23 protein-coding genes, 1 pseudogene and 1 riboswitch are annotated in these 20,505 nt (G+C 60.8%); of the genes and pseudogenes, 13 read left to right on the top strand and 11 right to left on the bottom strand.

The window, feature by feature from the left end; all coding sequences use genetic code 11:
* Nucleotides 1-1,053 (top strand): histidinol-phosphate transaminase, encoded by a 1,053-nt coding sequence (hisC, locus tag ACFZPT_RS07920; protein ID WP_034095927.1) that lies wholly within the window; start codon nt 1-3, stop codon nt 1,051-1,053.
* Between the two features lie 63 nt (nt 1,054-1,116).
* Here the strand turns inward: hisC and ACFZPT_RS07925 are convergent, their stop codons facing one another.
* Both ACFZPT_RS07925 and upp read right to left on the bottom strand, forming a co-directional pair.
* A complete protein-coding gene (locus ACFZPT_RS07925) occupies nt 1,117-2,391 on the bottom strand; it encodes a uracil-xanthine permease family protein (RefSeq protein WP_034095928.1) in 1,275 nt (424 codons plus the stop codon).
* 2 nt (nt 2,392-2,393) lie between these two features.
* Nucleotides 2,394-3,032, bottom strand: coding sequence for a uracil phosphoribosyltransferase (upp, locus tag ACFZPT_RS07930; protein ID WP_034095929.1), 639 nt, complete (start codon nt 3,030-3,032; stop codon nt 2,394-2,396).
* Nucleotides 3,033-3,195: 163 nt separating this feature from the next.
* Here upp and ACFZPT_RS07935 point away from each other — a divergent pair, with 163 nt between their 5' ends.
* From ACFZPT_RS07935 to ACFZPT_RS07950, 4 genes are all read left to right on the top strand, one after another.
* Nucleotides 3,196-3,753 carry a hypoxanthine-guanine phosphoribosyltransferase gene (locus tag ACFZPT_RS07935; protein ID WP_012722254.1) on the top strand — a complete coding sequence of 186 codons (558 nt, stop codon included), beginning with the start codon at nt 3,196-3,198 and terminating at the stop codon, nt 3,751-3,753.
* A 3-nt stretch (nt 3,754-3,756) separates the two neighbouring features.
* Nucleotides 3,757-4,224 carry a WbuC family cupin fold metalloprotein gene (locus ACFZPT_RS07940; RefSeq protein ID WP_034095930.1) on the top strand — a complete coding sequence of 156 codons (468 nt, stop codon included), beginning with the start codon at nt 3,757-3,759 and terminating at the stop codon, nt 4,222-4,224.
* 35 nt (nt 4,225-4,259) lie between these two features.
* The gene (locus tag ACFZPT_RS07945) at nt 4,260-4,745 is read left to right on the top strand and encodes a hypothetical protein (protein WP_034111783.1); all 486 of its coding nucleotides are present in this window, start codon (nt 4,260-4,262) and stop codon (nt 4,743-4,745) included.
* Nucleotides 4,746-4,821: 76 nt separating this feature from the next.
* Nucleotides 4,822-5,109, top strand: a complete 288-nt coding sequence (locus tag ACFZPT_RS07950; protein ID WP_017845962.1) for a PA4642 family protein — start codon at nt 4,822-4,824, stop codon at nt 5,107-5,109.
* Nucleotides 5,110-5,176: 67 nt separating this feature from the next.
* On the opposite strand, the gene mqo is transcribed toward ACFZPT_RS07950, so the two are convergent.
* Nucleotides 5,177-6,685 (bottom strand): malate dehydrogenase (quinone), encoded by a 1,509-nt coding sequence (gene mqo / locus ACFZPT_RS07955; protein ID WP_034095932.1) that lies wholly within the window; start codon nt 6,683-6,685, stop codon nt 5,177-5,179.
* 725 nt (nt 6,686-7,410) lie between these two features.
* Nucleotides 7,411-7,644 carry a hypothetical protein gene (locus ACFZPT_RS07960; RefSeq protein WP_099312829.1) on the bottom strand — a complete coding sequence of 78 codons (234 nt, stop codon included), beginning with the start codon at nt 7,642-7,644 and terminating at the stop codon, nt 7,411-7,413.
* Between the two features lie 194 nt (nt 7,645-7,838).
* Between ACFZPT_RS07960 and ACFZPT_RS07965 the strand changes: the two genes are divergently transcribed.
* On the top strand, nt 7,839-8,423 hold the full coding sequence (locus ACFZPT_RS07965) for a YajG family lipoprotein (protein ID WP_034111785.1): 585 nt from the start codon (nt 7,839-7,841) through the stop codon (nt 8,421-8,423).
* Between the two features lie 53 nt (nt 8,424-8,476).
* Here the strand turns inward: ACFZPT_RS07965 and ACFZPT_RS07970 are convergent, their stop codons facing one another.
* Complete coding sequence (locus tag ACFZPT_RS07970; protein WP_034095935.1) at nt 8,477-8,686, bottom strand: hypothetical protein; 210 nt, start codon at nt 8,684-8,686, stop codon at nt 8,477-8,479.
* A 181-nt stretch (nt 8,687-8,867) separates the two neighbouring features.
* Here ACFZPT_RS07970 and ACFZPT_RS07975 point away from each other — a divergent pair, with 181 nt between their 5' ends.
* On the top strand, nt 8,868-9,125 hold the full coding sequence (locus ACFZPT_RS07975) for a hypothetical protein (protein WP_099312828.1): 258 nt from the start codon (nt 8,868-8,870) through the stop codon (nt 9,123-9,125).
* 55 nt (nt 9,126-9,180) lie between these two features.
* Here the strand turns inward: ACFZPT_RS07975 and ACFZPT_RS07980 are convergent, their stop codons facing one another.
* Nucleotides 9,181-10,344, bottom strand: a complete 1,164-nt coding sequence (locus ACFZPT_RS07980; protein ID WP_177449829.1) for a 1-acyl-sn-glycerol-3-phosphate acyltransferase — start codon at nt 10,342-10,344, stop codon at nt 9,181-9,183.
* A gap of 133 nt (nt 10,345-10,477) precedes the next feature.
* Between ACFZPT_RS07980 and ACFZPT_RS07985 the strand changes: the two genes are divergently transcribed.
* Genes ACFZPT_RS07985 through ACFZPT_RS07995 form a run of 3 tightly spaced genes read left to right on the top strand, consistent with a single transcriptional unit; the run spans nt 10,478 to nt 11,589 of the window.
* Complete coding sequence (locus ACFZPT_RS07985; protein ID WP_034095938.1) at nt 10,478-10,660, top strand: CPXCG motif-containing cysteine-rich protein; 183 nt, start codon at nt 10,478-10,480, stop codon at nt 10,658-10,660.
* An 11-nt stretch (nt 10,661-10,671) separates the two neighbouring features.
* Nucleotides 10,672-10,932, top strand: coding sequence for a putative signal transducing protein (locus ACFZPT_RS07990; protein ID WP_034095939.1), 261 nt, complete (start codon nt 10,672-10,674; stop codon nt 10,930-10,932).
* A 36-nt stretch (nt 10,933-10,968) separates the two neighbouring features.
* Complete coding sequence (locus ACFZPT_RS07995; RefSeq protein WP_034095940.1) at nt 10,969-11,589, top strand: SOS response-associated peptidase; 621 nt, start codon at nt 10,969-10,971, stop codon at nt 11,587-11,589.
* Between the two features lie 15 nt (nt 11,590-11,604).
* On the opposite strand, the gene ACFZPT_RS08000 is transcribed toward ACFZPT_RS07995, so the two are convergent.
* Entirely contained in the window at nt 11,605-12,447 is an 843-nt protein-coding gene (locus tag ACFZPT_RS08000; protein ID WP_376697614.1) for a methyl-accepting chemotaxis protein, read from the bottom strand.
* A gap of 15 nt (nt 12,448-12,462) precedes the next feature.
* Nucleotides 12,463-13,743 (bottom strand): annotated as a pseudogene (locus ACFZPT_RS08005) (HAMP domain-containing protein); the annotation flags it as partial.
* A gap of 243 nt (nt 13,744-13,986) precedes the next feature.
* Between ACFZPT_RS08005 and ACFZPT_RS08010 the strand changes: the two are divergent.
* Nucleotides 13,987-14,805: a M48 family metallopeptidase gene (locus ACFZPT_RS08010; RefSeq protein ID WP_034095942.1), complete on the top strand. Its 819-nt coding sequence runs from the start codon at nt 13,987-13,989 to the stop codon at nt 14,803-14,805.
* A 73-nt stretch (nt 14,806-14,878) separates the two neighbouring features.
* Here ACFZPT_RS08010 and ACFZPT_RS08015 read toward each other — a convergent pair whose 3' ends face one another.
* The 3 genes from ACFZPT_RS08015 to ACFZPT_RS08025 form a co-directional block, all read right to left on the bottom strand.
* Nucleotides 14,879-15,463 carry a TMEM165/GDT1 family protein gene (locus ACFZPT_RS08015; RefSeq protein ID WP_016978300.1) on the bottom strand — a complete coding sequence of 195 codons (585 nt, stop codon included), beginning with the start codon at nt 15,461-15,463 and terminating at the stop codon, nt 14,879-14,881.
* A gap of 89 nt (nt 15,464-15,552) precedes the next feature.
* Nucleotides 15,553-15,672: riboswitch (yybP-ykoY riboswitch) on the bottom strand.
* Between the two features lie 51 nt (nt 15,673-15,723).
* Nucleotides 15,724-16,722 (bottom strand): class I SAM-dependent methyltransferase, encoded by a 999-nt coding sequence (locus ACFZPT_RS08020; RefSeq protein ID WP_099312825.1) that lies wholly within the window; start codon nt 16,720-16,722, stop codon nt 15,724-15,726.
* Nucleotides 16,723-16,752: 30 nt separating this feature from the next.
* Entirely contained in the window at nt 16,753-17,718 is a 966-nt protein-coding gene (locus tag ACFZPT_RS08025; RefSeq protein ID WP_099312824.1) for a 2-hydroxyacid dehydrogenase, read from the bottom strand.
* Nucleotides 17,719-17,802: 84 nt separating this feature from the next.
* Between ACFZPT_RS08025 and ACFZPT_RS08030 the strand changes: the two genes are divergently transcribed.
* The gene (locus ACFZPT_RS08030) at nt 17,803-18,435 is read left to right on the top strand and encodes a LysE family translocator (protein ID WP_034095946.1); all 633 of its coding nucleotides are present in this window, start codon (nt 17,803-17,805) and stop codon (nt 18,433-18,435) included.
* 166 nt (nt 18,436-18,601) lie between these two features.
* Complete coding sequence (locus tag ACFZPT_RS08035; RefSeq protein WP_099312823.1) at nt 18,602-20,284, top strand: fatty acid--CoA ligase; 1,683 nt, start codon at nt 18,602-18,604, stop codon at nt 20,282-20,284.
* Nucleotides 20,285-20,505 lie beyond the last annotated feature (221 nt).

The raw sequence follows: 20,505 nt of genomic DNA on the forward strand, positions 1-20,505 counted from the left end.
ATGAGCAAATTCTGGAGCCCTTTCGTCAAGAACCTCGTGCCTTACGTGCCCGGCGAGCAACCGAAAATGACCAAACTGGTCAAGCTCAACACCAACGAGAATCCCTACGGTCCATCGCCCAAGGCGTTGGCTGCGATGCAGGCCGAGTTGAACGACAACTTGCGCCTGTATCCGGACCCGAACAGCGACCTGCTCAAGCAGGCGGTGGCCACGTATTACGGGATCGACGCCGGCAAAGTATTCCTCGGCAACGGTTCCGATGAGGTGTTGGCGCACATTTTCCACGGCCTGTTCCAGCACGAGCTGCCGCTGCTGTTTCCGGATATCAGCTACAGCTTCTACCCGGTCTACTGCGGCCTCTACGGCATCCAGTCGGCGCCGGTGCCATTGGACGAGCAGTTCCAGATCCGCGTGGAAGACTACGCCAAGCCTAACGGCGGGATCATTTTTCCCAACCCTAACGCGCCAACCGGCTGCGTCCTGGCGCTGGACGCCGTGGAACAGATCCTCAAGGCCAGCCCGGATTCAGTGGTGGTGGTCGATGAAGCCTATATCGACTTCGGCGGCGAAACGGCCATCAGCCTGGTGGACCGCTACCCGAACCTGCTGGTGACCCAGACCCTGTCCAAATCGCGCTCACTGGCCGGTTTGCGCGTGGGCCTGGCGGTGGGCCACCCGGACTTGATCGAGGCGCTGGAGCGGGTCAAGAACAGCTTCAACTCCTACCCTCTGGATCGCCTGGCGATTGTCGGCGCGGCGGCCGCGTTCGAGGACCGTGAATACTTCGAGAAGACCTGCCGACAGGTGATAGACAGCCGCAACCAGTTGGTCGCGCAGTTGGAGGATAAGGGCTTTGAGGTGTTGCCGTCGGCGGCCAACTTTATCTTTGCCCGCCACCCACGGCACGACGCGGCTGGTCTGGCGGCGAAGTTGCGCGAGCAGGGCGTGATCGTGCGGCACTTCAAGCAGGAGCGGATTGCCCAGTTCCTGCGGATCAGCATTGGTACGCCGGAGCAGAATCAGGCGTTGATCGATGGCTTGGGTGACCTCTAACACTCAGTGAAATCAAATGTGGGAGGGGGCAACCCCCTCCCACATTGGTTGGTGCTTTGGCCGTCAGATCAATGGCTCATCTGGCTTCTTATTCTTCCAGCCATCATTGCCCGGCAGCAGCAGGTTCAACCCGATCGCTACCACGGCGCACAGGGCGATGCCCTTGAGACCGAAATCATCCGGGCCGGTGCCGGTTCCCACCAGCACGCCGCCAATGCCGAACACCAAGGTCACCGACACAATCACCAGATTGCGCGCTTCGCCCAGGTCGATCTTGTGGCGAATCAACGTGTTCATCCCCACAGCAGCAATCGAACCGAACAACAGGCATAGAATTCCGCCCATCACCGGCACTGGAATGCTTTGCAGCAGCGCGCCGAATTTGCCGATAAACGCCAGGCTAATGGCAAAGATAGCCGCCCAGGTCATGATTTTCGGGTTGTAGTTCTTGGTCAGCATCACCGCGCCGGTCACTTCGGCGTAAGTGGTGTTCGGCGGGCCGCCAAACAGGCCGGCGGCCGTGGTGGCAATGCCGTCACCCAGCAAGGTGCGATGCAGGCCAGGTTTTTTCAGGTAGTCGCGCCCGGTCACGCTGCCCACCGCAATCACACCGCCGATGTGTTCGATCGCCGGGGCCAGGGCCACCGGGACGATAAACAGGATCGCCTGCCAGTTGAATTCCGGCGCGGTGAAGTGGGGCAGGGCGAACCACGGGGCGGCCGCGATCTTGGCCGTGTCGACCACTCCAAAGTAGAACGACATGGCAAAGCCCACCAGCACGCCGGAGATAATCGGCACCAGGCGGAAAATGCCTTTGCCGAATACCGCCACGATCAGCGTGGTCAGCAGCGCCGGCATCGAGATCATCATCGCCGTCTGGTAATGAATCAGCTCGGCACCGTCGCCGGACTTGCCCATGGCCATGTTCGCGGCAATCGGCGCCATGGCCAGGCCGATGGAAATGATCACCGGGCCTATCACCACCGGCGGCAGCAAGCGGTCGATAAAACCGGTGCCCTTGATCTTCACCGCCAGGCCCAGGAACGTATAAACGAAACCGGCCGCCATCACGCCGCCCATGGTCGCCGCGAGGCCGAACTGGCCCTTGGCGAGGATGATCGGGGTGATGAAGGCGAAGCTCGATGCCAGGAATACCGGCACCTGACGCCCGGTCACCACCTGGAACAGCAAGGTGCCTAGACCTGCGGTGAACAGCGCAACGTTTGGATCAAGACCTGTGATCAGCGGCATCAACACCAGCGCGCCAAATGCCACGAAGAGCATTTGTGCGCCAGACAGGATCTGGCGCCAAAGCGGGTCGTTGAATTCATCCTGCATGCTCACGCGTCCTTCTGCTTGGTGCCGAAGATCTTGTCACCGGCATCGCCCAGGCCTGGGATGATGTAGCCGTGTTCGTTCAAGCGTTCATCGATGGAGGCGGTGTAGATCTGCACGTCCGGGTGTGCGCTCTCGACGGCGGCGATGCCCTCCGGCGCGGCTACCAGCACCATGGCGCGGATGTCCTTGCAACCGGCCTTCTTCAGCAGGTCGATGGTGGCGACCATGGAGCTGCCGGTGGCGAGCATCGGGTCGATGATCATTGCCAGGCGCTCGTCGATTTCCGGAACGAGTTTTTCCAGGTAAGTGTGGGCTTGCAGTGTCTCTTCATTACGGGCCACGCCCACGGCGCTGACCTTGGCGCCCGGGATCAGGCTGAGTACGCCTTCGAGCATGCCGATGCCGGCGCGAAGGATCGGCACCACGGTGATTTTCTTACCGGCGATTTTCTCGACCTGGACAGGACCGGCCCAACCGGGGATCTCATAATTCTCCAGGGGTAAATCCTTGGTGGCTTCGTAAGTGAGCAGCGCTCCGACTTCCTGAGCAAGCTCACGGAAGTTCTTCGTGCTGATGTCGGCGCGGCGCATAAGGCCGAGTTTGTGTCGGATCAGCGGGTGGCGGATCTCGCGAGTGGGCATGGGAAAGGCTCCGGCGGCGGGCAAAAAAACCGGCCTAGATTAATCTATCCGAGGGTGTTGTCCTATAGACATGTAGCACGTTAGTCCATAAAGGCTTGCCCGGAGCGCATGAGAAGCGTACCTTCGCCCGCTTTTCTTGCCACAGCACCCCTTGGAGAGCGCCATGTCCGCTGATCTCGAGCATATCCGTCAAATCATGCGCGAGGCTGACTGCCTGTACACCGAAGCGCAAGTCGAAGAAGCGATCGCCAAGGTCGGCGCCCACATCACCCGCGAAATGGCCGATACCAACCCGGTGGTGTTCTGTGTGATGAACGGTGGTCTGATCTTCGCTGGCAAATTGTTGACTCACCTGCAATTCCCGCTGGAAGCGTCTTACCTGCACGCCACTCGCTATCGCAATGAAACCAGCGGCGGCGACCTGTTCTGGAAGGCCAAGCCGGAAGTCTCGTTTATTGACCGTGACGTGCTGATCATCGACGACATCCTCGATGAAGGTCACACCCTGGGCGCAATCATCGACTTCTGCAAACACGCCGGCGCACGCAAAGTGCACACTGCCGTGCTGATCGACAAAGACCACGACCGCAAGGCTCGCCCTGAGCTGAAAGCCGATTTCGTCGGTCTGCCGTGCATCGACCGTTACATCTTCGGTTACGGCATGGATTACAAGGGTTACTGGCGCAACGCCAATGGCATCTACGCCGTCAAAGGGATGTGATACGTGGCGCGCTTTCTGGATCAGACACTGTTTACCGAGCTGGCCGAGAAAGCGAACGCCAGCACCCGTGGGCGGCATCATCACAATTTCCATGAGATGGACGAGCCGTGTCATCGCATGGCAGTGGGCCTGCAACCGAGCACCTACGTGCCCCCACATCGCCACCTCAGTGCGGACAAGGCGGAAACCTTGCTCGTGCTCAAGGGCCGTCTGGGCCTGCTGGTGTTCAATGACCGCGGCGAGGTAATCGCCAAGCGCGTGATGCAGGCTGGCGGCGAGTGCGCCGGCGTCGATCTGCCGCCGGGCGTGTTCCATGGCCTGGTGGTGCTGCAGCCCGATACGGTGATGTTCGAATGCAAGGCAGGGCCTTATCGGCCGGTTGGCGAGGGCGAACTGGCCGAGTGGGCTCCGCGCGAAGGCGACGCCGGCGTGGCGGCGTATCAACGCTGGATGCTAGCGCAGTTCGATTGAGCTACAGTGCTGGGCCCCTTGCCGTGGAGTGGCTCATGAGCCGGTTGATACGCAGTTGCGCCATGCTGGCGTTGTCCTTCAGTTTGCCCTTGGCCGCAGCGCCCGCGCCGATGCACGGCCAATTCCTGCCGCCGGATGACCTTGCCCTGCGTGCCGAAGCTCCTGATCAGCAGCAATTGCTGCAGGTCACCGAGTACGCGGTGGTGGTGGGCAATCAGCGTCAGTCCAATCAACAGCCGATCCCGGTTACGTCACCGCTGATGATCCGCCTCAAGGGCAAGCCCCTGAACAAAGGCGCGACCATCGCCCAAGTGATGCTCAACTTCGATGCCGAAAGCAAAAGCCTGAAAAAGCCGGTATTCGATGAGAAAACCCGTACGCTTACCTTGTCGTACCCGGTGGCTCAATACCGTGTAATCGTCGATCTGCTGCGCAATGACACGGTGTATGTGCAGTTCCTCAGTTATGCCAACGGTCATATCTGGGCGGATTTGCATACCGGCACGGTCAAGTCCAGATAGGCCGGCGCCTACACAAGGCCGTGCCCCGCAGGTAGACTTCAAGCCCCGTGTAAATGTCTGCAGGCTGGAGTCGGTAATGCGTAAAGATAAGAAACAGGTGATTGGCGACGAGATCGGCGACGATCAGATCAAGTTGTTCCTGGACTTCGAGCCAGTCGACGCAACTTCACCGTCCCTGCACAAACTGATCAAGGCTTACCGTGGCCTGCGTATCGACGACTTCGAGCGCTTCCTGGGTTTTTTCAAGGCAGCCGGTTTGGACCTGGATGGCAAGGATGAGCACGGCCAGACCTTCGTCGACCTGATCAAAGACCAGCGTAACGCCGCCGAATACATCGAGCTGATCGACAACGCCCGCGGCTGATTACTCCAGGCAAAAAAACGCCCCGTTCTCCTCGTGAGAGCGGGGCGTTTTTTATTGCAGCAAGGCCTTAGGCGAAGCTCTCGGCCTCGTTGCTCTGCTCAACCAATTGCAGACTGATGTTGTTCTGGGCGTTGATCTTGCGATACAGCTCGGCATCGGTCTCCAGCACTTTTTCCCGCGCCGGGAAGATTTCATGCAGCTTAGCCGCCCACTCCCCACTGGCCTTGTCCGGGAAGCAGCGCTCGATCAGTTCCAGCATGATCGAGACGGTCACCGAAGCGCCTGGCGAGGCGCCCAGCAGGGCCGCCAGCGATCCGTCCTTGGCTGCGACCAGCTCGGTACCGAATTGCAGCACGCCGCCTTTCTTCGGGTCTTTCTTGATGATCTGCACCCGCTGACCGGCCACTTCCAGGCGCCAGTCCTCGGCTTTCGCCTCCGGGTAGAAGCGGCGCAGGGATTCCAGGCGCTGTTCCATGGACTGCATCACTTCGCTGACCAAGTACTTGGTCAGGTCCATGTTGTCGCGAGCCACGGCCAGCATCGGGCCGATGTTGCCGGCGCGAACCGACAGCGGCAGGTCGAGGAACGAACCGTGCTTGAGGAACTTGGTGGTGAACCCGGCATAAGGCCCGAACAGCAGAGATTTCTTGCCATCCACCACGCGGGTATCCAGGTGCGGCACCGACATTGGCGGCGAACCCACGGCGGCCTGGCTGTAGACCTTGGCCTGGTGATGCTTGACCACTTCAGGGTTATCGCAGCGCAGCCACTGGCCGCTGACCGGGAAACCGCCGAAGCCTTTGCTTTCTTCGATGCCCGAGGCTTGCAACAGCGGCAGGGCCGCGCCGCCAGCACCGAGGAACACGAACTTGGCATCCACTTCACGGCTGTTGCCGCTGTTGACGTCCTTGATGCTCACGGTCCAGCCGGCGCCGTTGCGCTTGAGGCCGGTGACGCGCTTGCAATACTTGACCTGGGCGTCGGCCGAGCTGGTCAGGTGGTTGAGCAGTTGATTGGTCAGGGCGCCAAAGTTGACGTCGGTGCCGTTCATGACGCGGGTGGCGGCGATTTTTTCGTCGAGCGGGCGGCCCGGCATCATCAGCGGCATCCATTCGGCCATCTCGCTGCGGTCTTCGGTGTAGTGCATGTCCGAAAACGCGTGGTGCTGGCTCAGGGTCTCAAAGCGCTTCTTGAGGAACTCCACGCCTTTGTCGCCTTGCACGAAGCTCAGGTGCGGTACCGGGCTGATAAAGGATCTGGACGAGCCAAAGGTGCCCTTTTTGGTCAAGTACGCCCAGAACTGCTTCGACACCTCGAACTGGGTGTTGATGTGCACGGCTTTCTTGATGTCGATGGAGCCATCGGCGGCCTGAGGTGTGTAATTCAGCTCACACAGGCCGGCGTGACCGGTACCGGCGTTGTTCCACGGGTTGGAACTTTCCGCGGCACCCGAGTCCATCAGCTCAACGACTTCCAGCTTGAGGCCGGGGTCGAGCTCTTTGAGTAGTACGGCCAGGGTGGCACTCATGATGCCGGCCCCTACCAGTACTACATCGACTGCTTCGTTATGCGCCATTTAACGCGTCTCCAAAATCTGCAGCACCAAATTGACGGCATGGCTGCCAGGAGTGACGGGGCGTTCACGTATTGCCCCAGGTTACCCATGGCCAGGATCGCCATGTCCGTTTCGCAATTCTTTGCAACTCAGCACACGCTTGCTGCCTGGCCTGATCTGCCTATGAACGCATTCATGGGCGGCTGTGGCAATTCGACTTATGGTCAAAGCGTGCGATGCGTGCAATCAATCCGTAGCGGACAGGCTCAAGCTCCAGTGGTTGATGGGTGCTCGGTCCTGTGCGGTTGGGCTGTTCCAGACGCTGATGGTGCTTGTACAAACGCCAAACTATTCATTTGCTCGCCACACTCTTGTGAAGTTGTGAAAACCCGTTTTTTCACGCTCTTTTGAAGACGTGAACCTCAAAAAAGGGCTGCCCCAGCCTGGCACCTGGCCCGTAAACCTCTGCCGATAGGCAGCAAAACGGGCAAACAACTCAAGTGGCCGAGCGCAATGGCAGCTCTGGCAGATTCGGTAAAGGCGGGTGGTTTGCAAAGGAACAGCAAGCGCGCCGGCTTCACTCGATCTGTGTGGGCGGCTCTCTGTGGGCGATTCTTGGGGGTTAATACCGAGGCATTAACGATGCTGCGAGGCCCGATCAGGAGACGTCCTTATAATCGGGGGGAGATTGTAGCGAAGAACGTCAGGGAAATGGGCGTGTTTTATGACTTTTATTAGGCGTTTGGTCAGGCGGCCAACACCGGGTGGCGCGATGACCGTGTCGCGCGTGGGCTGACACGGGCCCGGGCCGGCAGCGGTCGATGCATCCAGCTCAAGCGGATTTCCTCGATTTCCACCCAGCCTTGGCCCACCGGCGGCTGGCGGCATTCTTTGAAGGCTTGGCAGCGGCCCTGGGAATCGAGCAAGGCAAACTGACGAAGCGCGGGCTTGCGAGTAAATAACGACCAGAGATATTGCATGGCGATCAACCTCCTGTGAATGAGGCCAAGCATGCCGATGCGGGATGACGCGGCGATGTATCGGCTGTGACACATCGGTGACAGCGAACCGCGCACAGTGTCGTGAGTCATAGGTTGTAACTGATGCTGGTTCCCGGCGATGGCGCCCCGTTATACTGCCGGCCTGTCGGTACCTGATTTCTGGAGAGAAGCGCATGTTGCAACGCCTGTTGTTCGGTTTGATCACTGTGACCACGTTGTCCCTGGTTGGCTGCGCCAACAGCCCGCAACAACTCAGCCCGCAACCGAAGCTCACCACGCAGTTGGCCCCGGTAGGCCATGGTCAGCCGGTGTCGGTGCGTGTGGTGGATGGCCGTCCTTCGCCGACCTTGGGTTCCCGTGGGGGCCTGTATCCGGAGACCGCGCTGATTTCGGTCAACGCCCAGGATGTGCTGCCCAAGCTGCAGGCCCAAGCCGAGGCGGCCGTGCGTCTGCTGGGCTTTACTCCCTCCAACTCGCCGGGCGTGCCGCAGTTGACGGTCACCCTGGCTGAGCTGAAATACCAGTCGCCGAAGGAAGGTCTGTATGTGACCGAGGCGTCAATCGGCGCGACCTTCAAGTCCGACGTCAACGCCGGCACCCGCCGCTACAGTGGCCGCTACGCTGCATCCCTGAATCAGCGCTTTGGCATGTCGCCGAACCAGGAGACCAACACCAAGCTGGTCAGCGACGTCCTGAGCGATGCCTTGACCCGTCTGTTCAAAGACCCGAGCATCGGCCAGTTGCTTAGCTCGCAATAACCGCTCCACAAAAAACCGGGCTCGCAAGGCCCGGTTTTTTTACGTCTTCAGTTTCATGCCGCCGTGTCGATACAGAAGTCCAGCAGGCTGATCCCGGTCAGCAGATCGGTTTCCGGCAAGTCCGCATGGGAATGCCCGCCCAGGGCGCAATACACCAGCCAATGCCGGTCTTGAACGTTGAACGCCAGGCTGTCTATCAGCGCCTCCTGTTCATCGCTTTGAGCGATCAGATACAGCCGATCCTGGTTTTGTGCATGCAGCATGACAAGCTCCCGAACGTCCGAAGGGCCACAGAGTGGACTGTTAAGGTGACGTTCAGGTGACGCGGTAAATTACTGGATAGATTAGCCGTCCATGGGGAGGAAACGTTCACGCGCAGCAGAGGTAGTGCGCGTGCGGTTGTGTCCAAACTGTTACCCAGGCACCGTTTTACCGAGGTTTGCGATGGCACTGCTCGCACTAATGATTAACGTTGTCGCGCTGGCAATCGCCTGCCCAGGCGCCGCGCTGCTGTATGTCACCCGCCTGCGCGAGCAGCGCGCCATGACCAAGCTCGCCGCTCAAAGCGAAGAACGCGCAATCGATCAGCCGATGCTGTTTCTGGATGTGCGCCTTGTACGGGCGCACCGGGTGGCTTACCGCATCGGGTTCGCCTGCCTTGGAATGGCGCTACTGACCTCGTGGGTCAGCACTCACCTTTAAGAACACTGCAAAGCGAACGTGGGAGCTGCAAGCCCCCACATTTTTCGCCCGGTGTTTAGAGCGGGATCCCAGCCTTGACCCGATACTGATTGCGCACCGGCGTTGCATATTGCACCACCAGGAATGGCCGGTGTTCCGCCGGGCATTCGCTCAAGCGCCGCTCCCACTCGGCCTTCGCCTTGGCCAACTCGTCGGCGGGGAACAGCTCCTCGGCCTTGGGCACCTGCAATTGCGGCTCGGCGTCACTCCATTGGGCATAAGCCAGGTAGTGCACCGGAAACAAGCGGTAGCCGCCGAGAATCTGCCGGTCCATTTCCACCGCCAGCACCTTGGTGTCTTCGAAGCGCTCGGTAATCGGCGGGGCGAAGTTGATATGCACCCGGCCCTTGTAGCCGGTGATGCCCAGGGCAATGCTCACGTCGTCCTCGCCCGATGCCTTGGTGTAGGTGCCGGTGGTGGCGCGGATATACAGTTCGCGCGCCTTGGCCGCATCGCAGGGGTCGTATTCGTAGCTGATGGACACGGGCGTCAGGTTCAGCGACTGGATCACTTCTGCGAACGGTTCGTCCTTGCGGCTGACGTGGAACATCTTGAGGATCGCCGATTCGGTGCGATCGTCGCCGTCCTTGGCGCGGCCTTCGGCCTGGGCGATCCAGATCGATTGGCCGTCATTGAGGATCGAATGGTTGATGTAGGCAGACAGCAGGTTGAACGCCGCCATTTTTTCCTTCCGCCCGGTGATCGAGCGGTGCACGATGAAGCTCTTGTTCAGGCGCATCAGATCGCTGACGAACGGCTTTTGCAGCAGGTTGTCGCCAATGGCGATGCGCGGCGTCGGCAGGCCGGCGTGGTACACGGCGTAGTTGACGAAGGCCGGGTCCATCACGATATCGCGGTGGTTGGCCAGAAAGAGGTAGGCGGTGCCCGATTTGAGCTGCTCGACCCCGGTGTAGGTGACACCGTCGGTCGCCCGGTCGATGGTGTGGTCGACGTAATACTCGACTTTGTCCTGCAGCGTCGCCACGGTGGTGACGCCGGCGAATTCGCGGCGCAATTTGCGGGCGATCATGGGCTTGAGCAGCCAGCCAAGGGTGCCGGCGAAGCGGGGGAAGCGGAAGTGGGTCAGGATGTCCAGAAAGGCCTTGTCACTGAACAGCCGCGCCAGCACCGCCGGGACTTCGCTGTCGTTGTAAGGTCGGATGGTATCGAATTCGCCCATCATGCTCTCTTGTTAGAAACGGCTAGGGTAAGTAGAAGAAATACCAGGGTTCGGCCCGAGTCATTGGCTCAGCCGGGGTATAACCCTGTAAATAGACCGGCGATTATACGCACAAGTCACCTGGGAGACTGCGATGCTGGAACCTGCGCTGTACGATTGTCCTTATTGTGGCGAGTCGGTTGAAACATCGGTGGATTTGTCTGGCGGTGACCAGATTTACATTGAAGACTGCCAGGTGTGTTGCAGACCGATCATTTTCAATCTGCAGGTGCATGGCGACGAGTGGATGCTCGACACCCGCAGCGAGAACGAATAACAGGTACGCCTATGCAGCGAATCTACGAACCGGAAAACCTGATGGAAGGCGAGCTGCTGCAGCAGATGCTCGCCAGCGAGGGTATCGAGGCGCACCTGGTGGGCCGCCATTTGCTCGGCGGCACCGGCGAATTGCCGATCTTCGGCCTGCTTGGCCTGGAAGTGGACAACGACCGCGCACTCGACGCCCGTGAACTCATCACCGCCTATATCGGCGCGCAACCGCTGCCCGGCGATGAACCCGACAGCTTCCCCGACGTGTTGGTCTGTTAGGCTGTCGGCCGGTTTATCCAAGAGTCGTGTTGCCCCATGTGTGGACGTTATGCCCTGTTTCGCTGGAACCCCACCTTTGCTGCCTTGCCGGGCTTTCCGGCCGATCAGCAGGCGCAGTGGAACATTTCGCCGAATGATTCGGTGCTGATCCAGCGCCTGGAAGGCGAGCAGCTCACCCTGGCCCGCGCTCGCTGGGGGCTGACGCCGCCCTGGCTCACCGACCTGTCCCGCACCCCGGCCCATGCCCGCGCCGAAACCCTGGCCGAGCAACCGATGTTTCGCGAGGCGTTTCGCCAACGCCGCTGCCTTTTGCCAGCCAACGGTTTCTACGAATGGCGCGGAACCCAGCGCAAACGCCCGTACTGGCTGACGCCGGGGGAGGGCTCCTCGTTGTTTTTTGCCGCGATCTGGGAAGCCTACCCCGTGCAGGAACAGGTGTGGCTGAGCACGGCCGTGGTGACGCAGGCCGCGCAAAGTCAGCGACGGCCGTTGATCCTGGATGCGGCAGGGCAAGCGGCCTGGCTCAACCCCGACACGCCGCTGCCGGCGTTGCAGGCATTGCTGGCCAGTGAACCGAGCGCGTTGCGCGAGCGGGTCCTGGCCAACCTGGTCAACGATCCCAAGCTCAATGGGCCGGAGTGCCTGACCCCGGCGTGAGCCTGTCGGCGCGCCCTACACCTTGAACTGATTGATCAGCCGCCGCTGCTGCTCCGCCAGCTTGGTCAAGTCCGCACTGGCCGCGCTGGATTCGTCCGCGCCTCCCGCCACTTCATTGGCCACCTGGCCGATATTAATCACGTTGCGATTGATGTCCTCGGCCACTGCGCTCTGCTCCTCGGCCGCACTGGCAATCTGAGTGTTCATGTCGTTGATCACCGACACTGCCTGAGTAATAGTCTGCAGCGCTTCAGCCGCCTTGGCCGCGTGTTGTACGCTTTCGTCGGTGCGGTGCTGACTGTCTTCCATCACCCGTACCACGTCCCGTGTGCCTTGTTGCAACTGCTGGATCATGGCCTGGATTTCTTCGGTGGCCTGCTGGGTTTTTTGCGCCAGGTTGCGCACTTCGTCGGCGACCACGGCAAACCCGCGACCTTGTTCGCCGGCGCGCGCGGCTTCGATGGCAGCGTTCAGCGCCAGCAGGTTGGTCTGTTCGGCAATCCCGCGAATGGCAGTCAGGATCGCGTTGATGTTTTCACTGTCCTTGGCCAGCGTTTGCACCACCGCAACCGCTTTGCCGATTTCCTCGGCCAGCACACCGATGGAGGCCGAGGTGTCGCGCACAATGCGCATGCCCTGATTCGCGGCCTGATCGGCGTGGCTGGCGGCTTGCGCGGCCTGGGTGGCATTGCGCGCCACGTCCTGGGCGGTGGCGGTCATCTCATGCACGGCAGTGGCGACCTGGTCGATTTCCACCATCTGCTTATGCACGCCCTGGTTGGTGCGGATCGCAATATCGGCGGTGTGCTCCGACGAATCGCTAACCTTCTGCACCGAGCTCACCACTTGGGTAATCATGCCCTGCAATTTGATCAGGAAGGTGTTGAAACCGCTGGCGATTGCGCCCAACTCGTCGGCTCGGTCGCTGGTCAGGCGGCGTGTCAGGTCGCCTTCGCCTTGGGCGATGTCATTGAGCATGGCCACCATCTGTTTGAGCGGGCGGGCGATCCCATGGCCAACCAGCCAGATCACCAGCAGGCCGAGCCCGGCCACCACCAGGCCGGCGATCGCCATGCCGACGGTATCGGTTTTGCGCTGGGCTTGCAGGTCGCTTTGCAGTTTCTGCGAGTCGGCCATCACCGCCGCCAATGGCAATTGCATCATCAAGGTCCAGCGTGCGTCGGTCTGGCCGATGCCGAAGGGCAGGAACAACTCGATATGGCCGTGCTCGCGGTCGATGTCGTAGCGCACTTCGCCGGGCTTGAGCTGGTTGAGGCTGGCCAGTTCGCTGGCGTCGAGCAGGTCGCTGGCCTTTTCGCCGAGTTTGCTGGCGTCCTTGGTGTAGGCCACCAGGCGGCCGTTGCTGGAGATCAGCGCCAGTTCGCCGGCGCCGTTATAGAGCTTCTGGTCGGCACTGGTGAGCATGTCCTGAATGAAGTTCACCGACAGATCGGCCCCCACAATGCCCTGGAACTTGCCATCGACCATGATCGGCTCGATGAACGAGGCCAGCATCACCATGACGTCGCCGACTTTATACGGGGCGGGGTCTATGGCGCAGGGCTTCTGGTTTTCCTTGGAGCACAGGTAGTACTCGCTGGCGCGCACGCCGGTGGAGAGCATTTTCTGGTCGGCCACGTCGGCGAGCTTATCCAGGCCCAGGCTGCCGTCCGCGTTGCGATACCACCACGGGATAAAGCGGCCGTCGGCGCCCATGCCGATGATGGGGCTGTTCACGTAGGCGGCGTCGTTATGATCGATTGCGTTGGGTTCCCAGCCGATGTAGGCACCGAGGATTTTCGGGTTGCGCACCACGCTTTCACGCAGCAGGTTGATCAGTTGCTCACGGCCGATCTGCAGCGCGGGCTCGCCCTTGGCGTCCTTCATGGCAAGTAAGGCGTTGGCGGTGGCCAAACCTTTGGCGGTCACCAGTGGCGCCTCCAGCTCACGCTGGATCTGGGTGGCCTGGGTTTGCGCCAGGGACGTCAGGCGCTGCTCGATGATCTGCTCGAACTGCGCCTGAGTGCGTTGCTGGACCATCTCTTGGGTGCGCGCGCTGGCGAACACCGCGTAGAGCACCAGCACCGCGACCACGGTCAGCACAATGGCCCCGGCCAATGCGGCGACGGAAAACTGAATCGACTTGAATTTCATGAACGCTCCACGCGCAGGAGAGATGGGCTGCCTGATGTATCGGCTGGAGACGGGCAGGTCATGAGCGGTGGGCGATCAAAAGCCGGCCGCTTGTCGCAAATGGGACAGCCGTCGCCGCAGCGGGAGGTGTGAGATGTATCCGAAATTCAGCGGTTACACGTCTGGTGTATCTGGCGTCGATACAGTCGAACGCCTACGATACGCGCCATGTTTTCAGGGCGTCTTTTCAGGGAGAGTGTATTGATGAAGAAATCACTGGCGGTAAGTGTATTGGCGGCAGCGGTCCTGCTGGCCGGGTGTCAATCGGTCAACACCACCAGCGGCGGCGCCGTTGGGGTAGAGCGCAAGCAGTACATGTTCAGCATGCTGTCGAGCCAGGAAGTCGACCAGATGTATGCCCAGTCCTACCAGCAGACCCTGGGTGAGGCCAGCGGCAAAGGCTTGGTGGATAAAACCAGTGCCAACGCCAAGCGGGTGCAGGCCATCGCCAAGCGTCTGATCGCCCAGGCACCGACCTTCCGTGCGGATGCGGCGCAGTGGAACTGGGAAGTGAACCTGATCAAAAGCGATGAGATGAACGCCAACTGCGGGCCTGGCGGCAAGATCTTCGTGTACAGCGCGCTGATCGACAACCTCAAGCTCACCGATGACGAATTGGCCGCGGTAATGGGCCATGAGATCGCCCATGCCCTGCGTGAGCATGGTCGCGAAGCCATGTCCAAGGCTTACGGCATCGAAATGGCCAAGCAGGGCGCCGGCGCGTTGTTTGGCCTGGGTCAGGACAGCCTGGCGCTGGCCGACACCGTAGCCAACTACGGCATGACCTTGCCCAACAGTCGCAGCAATGAAAACGAAGCGGACCTGATCGGCCTGGAACTGTCCGCCCGTGCCGGCTACAACCCGAACGCCGCGATCACGTTGTGGAACAAGATGGCCAAGGCGTCCGAGGGCGCGCCGCCGGAGTTCATGAGCACGCACCCGGCGTCTGACAGCCGCATCGCCTCGCTGCAGGCGGCCATTCCAAAGGTCATGCCGCTCTATCAGCAGGCCAAAAAATCTTGACCCTGTGACGATCCAACGGTGGGAGAGGGGTTGCCCCCCTCCCACGTTGAATTGGGTTTGCAGGCTGAGACTCTTAGATCCAGCCACTGCTCTGCATGGCTTTGTACACCGCCACGATCGCCAGGATGAAAAACGCTGAGGCGGCCAGGCGGCGAATCAACGTCAGCGGCAGTTTCTCTGCGGCGAAATTCCCCGCCAATACCACCGGCACGTTGGCAATCAGCATGCCCAGGGTGGTACCGATGATCACCAGCCACAGTTCCGGATATTGCGCGGCGAGCATCACCGTGGCGATTTGCGTCTTGTCACCGATTTCCGCGAGGAAAAACGCAATCAGCGTGGTTAGGAAAGGCCCGAACTTGCGCGTGGTGCTGGCTTCGTCATCGTCGAGTTTGTCCGGCACCAAGGTCCACAGCGCGGTGGCGCAGAAGCTGGCCGCGAGGATCCAGTGCAGCACCGCATCCGAGAAGAAACTGCCGAACCAGGCGCCCACGGCACCGGCGGCGGCGTGGTTGGCCAGGGTGGCGGCGACGATACCGGCGATGATCGGCCAGGGTTTGCGAAAGCGGGCGGCCAGGATGAGGGCGAGCAGTTGCGTCTTGTCGCCGATTTCGGCCAAGGCAACGATTGCGGTGGGAACGAGCAATGAATCCAGCATCAGGTAGGTTTCCAGGGGCGGGTCGACACGGCTATGACACGTACAGCCTTCCCGCCCCGGGTAAGGTGTGCGTGTCATAGGTCTTGTCAAACCCCGGTCCGTCTGTGCGGACTCCTGGGTCGCATACGCCATGGTCTGCTGACCAAGTATGTTGACGTATGCCGGACGAGCGTGGTGCTCGTGGGAGACTACTCCCCTAGGACGGAGCGGATTCTGCCTAGGCAAATTCCATTCGGCAAGCGTTCTTTTCTAAACCTCGATCAGCCGCGCTTGGCGCGGTAGATACGAAAACCGTTGCCTTCAGCCTTGATCGCACACACGCCCAGATGCTCTTCGATCAGCGGCTGGTACTTCAGGAAACTGTTGGCCACCAAGCGCAGTTCGCCGCCTTTTGCCAGATGTTTGGCCGCTTTTCGCAGCAAGTTCTCGGTGGCGAAATAGTCTGTGTGCACGCCAACATGGAAAGGTGGATTGCTCAGAATCGCATTCAACCCCATCGGCGCGGCGTCGATGCCATCACCGGTCAGCACCTCGGCTTCCAGGCCGTTGGCGGCCAGGGTCAGGCGGCTGCTGGCGGCTGCGAAGGCGTCCACGTCGAGCAGCGTGACAGTGTTATGCGGGTAGCGACGTTTGATTGCGGCTCCCAATACGCCAGCCCCACAGCCAAAGTCCAGCAGATGACCGCTCGGCAGTTTATCCAGATGCGCCAGCAACAACTCGGTGCCGCGATCCAGGCGACCGTGGCTGAACACGCCCGGCAGGCTCACCACCTTCAACGGCCCTTCGGCCAGCGGTACGTCGAACGTCTGTGCCAGGCTCTCCAACGCCACCGCCTGCGGGGCATTGGCCACGGTGACTTGCCACAGCTGGCAATGCCGCGCGTTGTCGAGCTTGCGCGGCTTGCCCAAGGGGGTCATTTGCTTGGCGGCGCTTTCGATACCGGCTTTTTTTTCGCCCACCAGGAACAGCTCGGCGCCGGGAAGGCGTGCGGCCACGGCCTTGAGCAGGTAGTCGGTCAGGTCCTTGGACTTGGGCAGAAAGATTACCGCCGCGTCGAACGCACGCTCCGGCACGCTGACGCCGAACTGGCTGCGCTCGAGGAAACGGGCGTCGAGCGCCGCCTGGTCGCCGGCATGCCAGCACCAGCCGTGGGCATTGGGCAGGCGCCCCAGCAAGTCGTCGGCGGGCAACCCCACCAATAGCAGGTTGCCTTGAAAAAGTTCGGCCTGGCGAAGCAGTACTTCACTGCGCGGATCCATGGTCTGCTCCTTGAAAAGGGGCGCAGTTTATCAACTCACAACCCGCAGCGGGGTACCGCTGAAAAAGCCACGGGCGTTTTCCACCAGTTGACCAACGATACGCTGGCGCGCTTCGCGACTGCCCCAGGCATTGTGTGGGGTGACGATCAAGCGCGGAATATCGTCGGCCAGCAGCGGATTACCGTCGACCGGCGGCTCCACGCTCAACACATCGGTAGCCGCGCCGCCCAGATGGCCGCTGCGCAACGCCTGTGCCAGGGCTTGCTCGTCGATCAAACCGCCGCGCGCGGTGTTGACCACCAGCGCGCCGGGCTTGAGCAGCGCCAGTTCGCGGGCACCGATCAAATGGCGGGTGTGCTCGTTGAGCGGGCAGTGCAAGGTCAGCGCGTCGACCTGGGGCAGCAGTTCATCCAACGGCACGCGGTCGGCCCGGGCAGGGCGCCCCGGAATCGCGCCCAGCACCACGCGCATGCCAAAGGCTTCGGCCAGACGCGCCACGGCGCTGCCCAATTCACCGTGGCCCAACAGGCCGAGGGTTTTGCCCTCCAATTCGATGATCGGATGATCCAGCAGGCAGAATTGCTTGGCCTGTTGCCATTTGCCGGCGGCTACATCCTGCTGATAGTCCTTCAGCCGCGTCGCCAGGTTGAGCAGCAGCATAATTGTGTGCTGTGCCACCGATGGCGTGCCGTAGCCCTGGCAGTTGCTCACTGTGATGCCCTGGGCGCGGGCGGTGGCCAGATCAATGTTGTTGGTACCCGTGGCCGACACCAGGATCAGTCTGAGATCGGGGCAAGCCGCCAGGGTTTGTGCGTTGAGCACGATCTTGTTGCTGATGGCCACTTGGGCACCTTGCAGGCGTTCCAATACATTTTGCGGCGTCGTGTCCGAAAACAGCTGCAACTCAGTGAAGCTGTCTCGCAATTCGCTGAGGTCGAGGTCCCCCAAGTCCAGGGAAGGGTGATCAAGGAAGACGGCGCGGCGATTGTCAGTCATCAACTGTACCTTTTGCGACAGAGTTCGAAGGCGTAATCTGCCGAGCCTATCAGATGAAATAATCAGTTACTTAATGGAGTGAGCATGTACCTCGCCGAGTTTTTGACCGTAGCCTTGATTCACTTGTTGGCGGTGGCCAGTCCCGGACCGGACTTCGCCGTGGTGGTGCGTGAGAGCGTGACCCACGGCCGCCGCGCCGGCACCTGGACCGCGCTGGGCGTGGGTTCGGCGATTTTCCTGCATGTGGGCTATTCGTTGCTGGGTATCGGGCTGATCGTGTCCCAGTCCATCGTGCTGTTCAACGCCCTCAAGTGGGCCGCGGCTGCTTACTTGCTGTACATCGGCTTCAAAGCCCTGCGCGCCCAGCCGGCCAAACCCGCGGCCGAGGGCGAGCTGCACCGCGAAGCCGGTGAACGCACCCCGCGCGGCGCCTTCACCGCCGGTTTCGTAACCAATGGCTTGAACCCCAAGGCCACGTTGTTCTTCCTCTCGTTGTTCACCGTGGTGATCAATCCACACACGCCGCTGGCGGTGCAGGCCGGTTACGGCGTGTACCTGGCGGTGGCGACGGCGCTGTGGTTCTGCCTGGTGGCGATGCTGTTCAGCCAGCAACGCGTGCGCGCCGGGTTTGCGCGGATGGGGCATTGGTTCGACCGGACCATGGGCGCGGTATTGATTGCCATAGGTGTGAAGCTGGCGTTTACCAGCATGAAATAACATTGGCCCACCCGGTGCGCATGACCAGTAATCGGTGCAAATGCTGGCGCAAAGCTAGCATTTGCTGAGGTCTGCAAATCATTCCTTTGGCTGATTTAGCGCACACATAACGTCTCTACAGTGCAGGTCTTCAAGCCAAGACCGTGCAGTCATAAAAGGGATTCGTATGTTGCAGACCCGTGTTATCCCGCCCGCCGAAGGTGCGTACCAATACCCACTGTTGATCAAGCGCCTGCTGATGTCCGGCACCCGTTACGAGAAGACCCGGGAAATCGTCTACCGTGACAAATTGCGTTACACCTACCCCACCTTGATCGAACGCGTCGCGCGCCTGGCCAATGTGTTGACCGAGGCCGGTGTGAAGGCCGGTGACACGGTGGCGGTGATGGATTGGGACAGCCATCGCTATCTGGAATGCATGTTCGCCATCCCGATGATCGGCGCGGTGATCCACACCATCAACGTGCGCCTGTCGCCGGAACAGATCTTGTACACCATGAACCACGCCGAAGACCGCTTCGTGCTGGTCAACAGTGAGTTTGTCGGACTCTATCAAGCCATCGCCGGGCAGCTCACCACCGTGGACAAGACCCTGCTGCTCACCGACGGCGAAGCCAAAACCGCTGATCTGCCTGACCTGGTGGGCGAGTATGAAACCCTGCTGGCCGCCGCCAGCCCTAAGTACGACTTCCAGGATTTCGACGAGCACTCGGTCGCCACCACGTTCTACACCACTGGCACCACCGGTAACCCCAAGGGCGTGTACTTCACCCATCGCCAACTGGTGCTGCACACCATTGGCGTGGCGACCATCATGGGCAGCGTCGACAGCGTGCGATTGCTGGGCACCAACGACGTGTACATGCCGATCACGCCGATGTTTCACGTGCATGCCTGGGGCTTGCCGTATGTGGCTACCATGCTCGGTCTCAAGCAGGTCTACCCTGGCCGCTACGACCCGGAATTGCTGGTGGAGCTGTGGCGTAAGGAAAAGGTCACGTTCTCCCATTGCGTGCCGACCATCCTGCAGATGGTGCTCAACGCCAAGGCCGCTCAGGGGGTGGATTTTGCCGGTTGGAAAATCGTCATCGGTGGCAGTGCGCTGAATCGTTCGCTGTATGAAGCTTCCAAGGCCCGTGGGATTCAACTCACCGCTGCGTACGGCATGTCCGAGACCGGACCGCTGGTGTCCTGTGCGCATCTCAACGAAGAACTGCTGGCCGGCAGCGAAGACGAGCGCATTACCTACCGCATCAAGGCTGGCGTGCCGGGGCCGTTGGTGGAGGCGGCGATCATCGACGCCGAGGGTCGTTTCCTGCCGGCCGATGGCGAATCCCAGGGCGAACTTGTGCTGCGCGCGCCCTGGCTGACCGAGGGATATTTCAAAGAGCCGCAGAAGGGCGCCGAGTTGTGGGCGGGCGGCTGGATGCACACCGGGGATGTGGCCACGCTGGACGCCTTTGGTGTGATCGATATCCGCGACCGCATCAAGGATGTGATCAAGACCGGCGGTGAGTGGGTCTCGTCCCTGGCCCTCGAAGACCTGGTCAGCCGTCACCCGGCGGTACGCGAAGTAGCGGTGGTAGGCGTCGCCGACCCGCAGTGGGGCGAGCGCCCGTTTGCCTTGGTGGTGGTGCGCGAAGGCCATGCAATTGGCGCCCGCGAGCTGAAGGAACACCTCAAACCGTTCGTGGAATTGGGCCATTTGAGCAAGTGGGCGATTCCGAGTCAGATCGCCGTTGTTACGGAAATTCCCAAGACCAGTGTCGGTAAGCTCGACAAGAAACGTATCCGCATTGACATCATTGAATGGCAGGCCAACAACAGCACGTTCCTGTCCACCCTCTGAGCTGATTTGCCGTGCCCTTGTGGCACGGCGATGCTCTATCTCGCGCCTTCACTTGTGATTTGCCGATTTTCAGCCATCCTTCCCGCGTCGGCCCCCGCCGACATGGCGAAAGGACTGTGGCAGACGGCTCGGTGATGCAAATCACACTTTAGAGGGATCAAGCCCTACCCCCTGCTGGCTATAGTCCCACTCAGAGTTTTTCAAGGATGCACCGCTTCGGG

It is taken from the genome of Pseudomonas sp. MD330_10 (genome assembly GCF_042610415.1).
GTDB classification, from domain to species: Bacteria; Pseudomonadota; Gammaproteobacteria; order Pseudomonadales; family Pseudomonadaceae; genus Aquipseudomonas; species Aquipseudomonas rhodesiae.

Coding starts and splice junctions, on each gene's coding strand:
- ACFZPT_RS08000 (WP_376697614.1), bottom strand. CDS start 12,447: ATGATTACCCAAGTGGTGAGCTCGGTGCAGAAGGTTAGCGATTCGTCG.
- ACFZPT_RS08025 (WP_099312824.1), bottom strand. CDS start 17,718: ATGACTGACAATCGCCGCGCCGTCTTCCTTGATCACCCTTCCCTGGAC.
- ACFZPT_RS07990 (WP_034095939.1), top strand. CDS start 10,672: ATGCAGCGAATCTACGAACCGGAAAACCTGATGGAAGGCGAGCTGCTG.
- ACFZPT_RS07980 (WP_177449829.1), bottom strand. CDS start 10,344: ATGGGCGAATTCGATACCATCCGACCTTACAACGACAGCGAAGTCCCG.
- ACFZPT_RS07960 (WP_099312829.1), bottom strand. CDS start 7,644: ATGCAATATCTCTGGTCGTTATTTACTCGCAAGCCCGCGCTTCGTCAG.
- ACFZPT_RS08035 (WP_099312823.1), top strand. CDS start 18,602: ATGTTGCAGACCCGTGTTATCCCGCCCGCCGAAGGTGCGTACCAATAC.
- ACFZPT_RS08010 (WP_034095942.1), top strand. CDS start 13,987: ATGAAGAAATCACTGGCGGTAAGTGTATTGGCGGCAGCGGTCCTGCTG.
- ACFZPT_RS08020 (WP_099312825.1), bottom strand. CDS start 16,722: ATGGATCCGCGCAGTGAAGTACTGCTTCGCCAGGCCGAACTTTTTCAA.
- ACFZPT_RS07995 (WP_034095940.1), top strand. CDS start 10,969: ATGTGTGGACGTTATGCCCTGTTTCGCTGGAACCCCACCTTTGCTGCC.
- ACFZPT_RS07925 (WP_034095928.1), bottom strand. CDS start 2,391: ATGCAGGATGAATTCAACGACCCGCTTTGGCGCCAGATCCTGTCTGGC.
- ACFZPT_RS07950 (WP_017845962.1), top strand. CDS start 4,822: ATGCGTAAAGATAAGAAACAGGTGATTGGCGACGAGATCGGCGACGAT.
- ACFZPT_RS07965 (WP_034111785.1), top strand. CDS start 7,839: ATGTTGCAACGCCTGTTGTTCGGTTTGATCACTGTGACCACGTTGTCC.
- ACFZPT_RS08015 (WP_016978300.1), bottom strand. CDS start 15,463: ATGCTGGATTCATTGCTCGTTCCCACCGCAATCGTTGCCTTGGCCGAA.
- ACFZPT_RS07970 (WP_034095935.1), bottom strand. CDS start 8,686: ATGCTGCATGCACAAAACCAGGATCGGCTGTATCTGATCGCTCAAAGC.
- ACFZPT_RS07945 (WP_034111783.1), top strand. CDS start 4,260: ATGAGCCGGTTGATACGCAGTTGCGCCATGCTGGCGTTGTCCTTCAGT.
- ACFZPT_RS07935 (WP_012722254.1), top strand. CDS start 3,196: ATGTCCGCTGATCTCGAGCATATCCGTCAAATCATGCGCGAGGCTGAC.
- ACFZPT_RS07985 (WP_034095938.1), top strand. CDS start 10,478: ATGCTGGAACCTGCGCTGTACGATTGTCCTTATTGTGGCGAGTCGGTT.
- hisC (WP_034095927.1), top strand. CDS start 1: ATGAGCAAATTCTGGAGCCCTTTCGTCAAGAACCTCGTGCCTTACGTG.
- mqo (WP_034095932.1), bottom strand. CDS start 6,685: ATGGCGCATAACGAAGCAGTCGATGTAGTACTGGTAGGGGCCGGCATC.
- ACFZPT_RS07975 (WP_099312828.1), top strand. CDS start 8,868: ATGGCACTGCTCGCACTAATGATTAACGTTGTCGCGCTGGCAATCGCC.
- upp (WP_034095929.1), bottom strand. CDS start 3,032: ATGCCCACTCGCGAGATCCGCCACCCGCTGATCCGACACAAACTCGGC.
- ACFZPT_RS08030 (WP_034095946.1), top strand. CDS start 17,803: ATGTACCTCGCCGAGTTTTTGACCGTAGCCTTGATTCACTTGTTGGCG.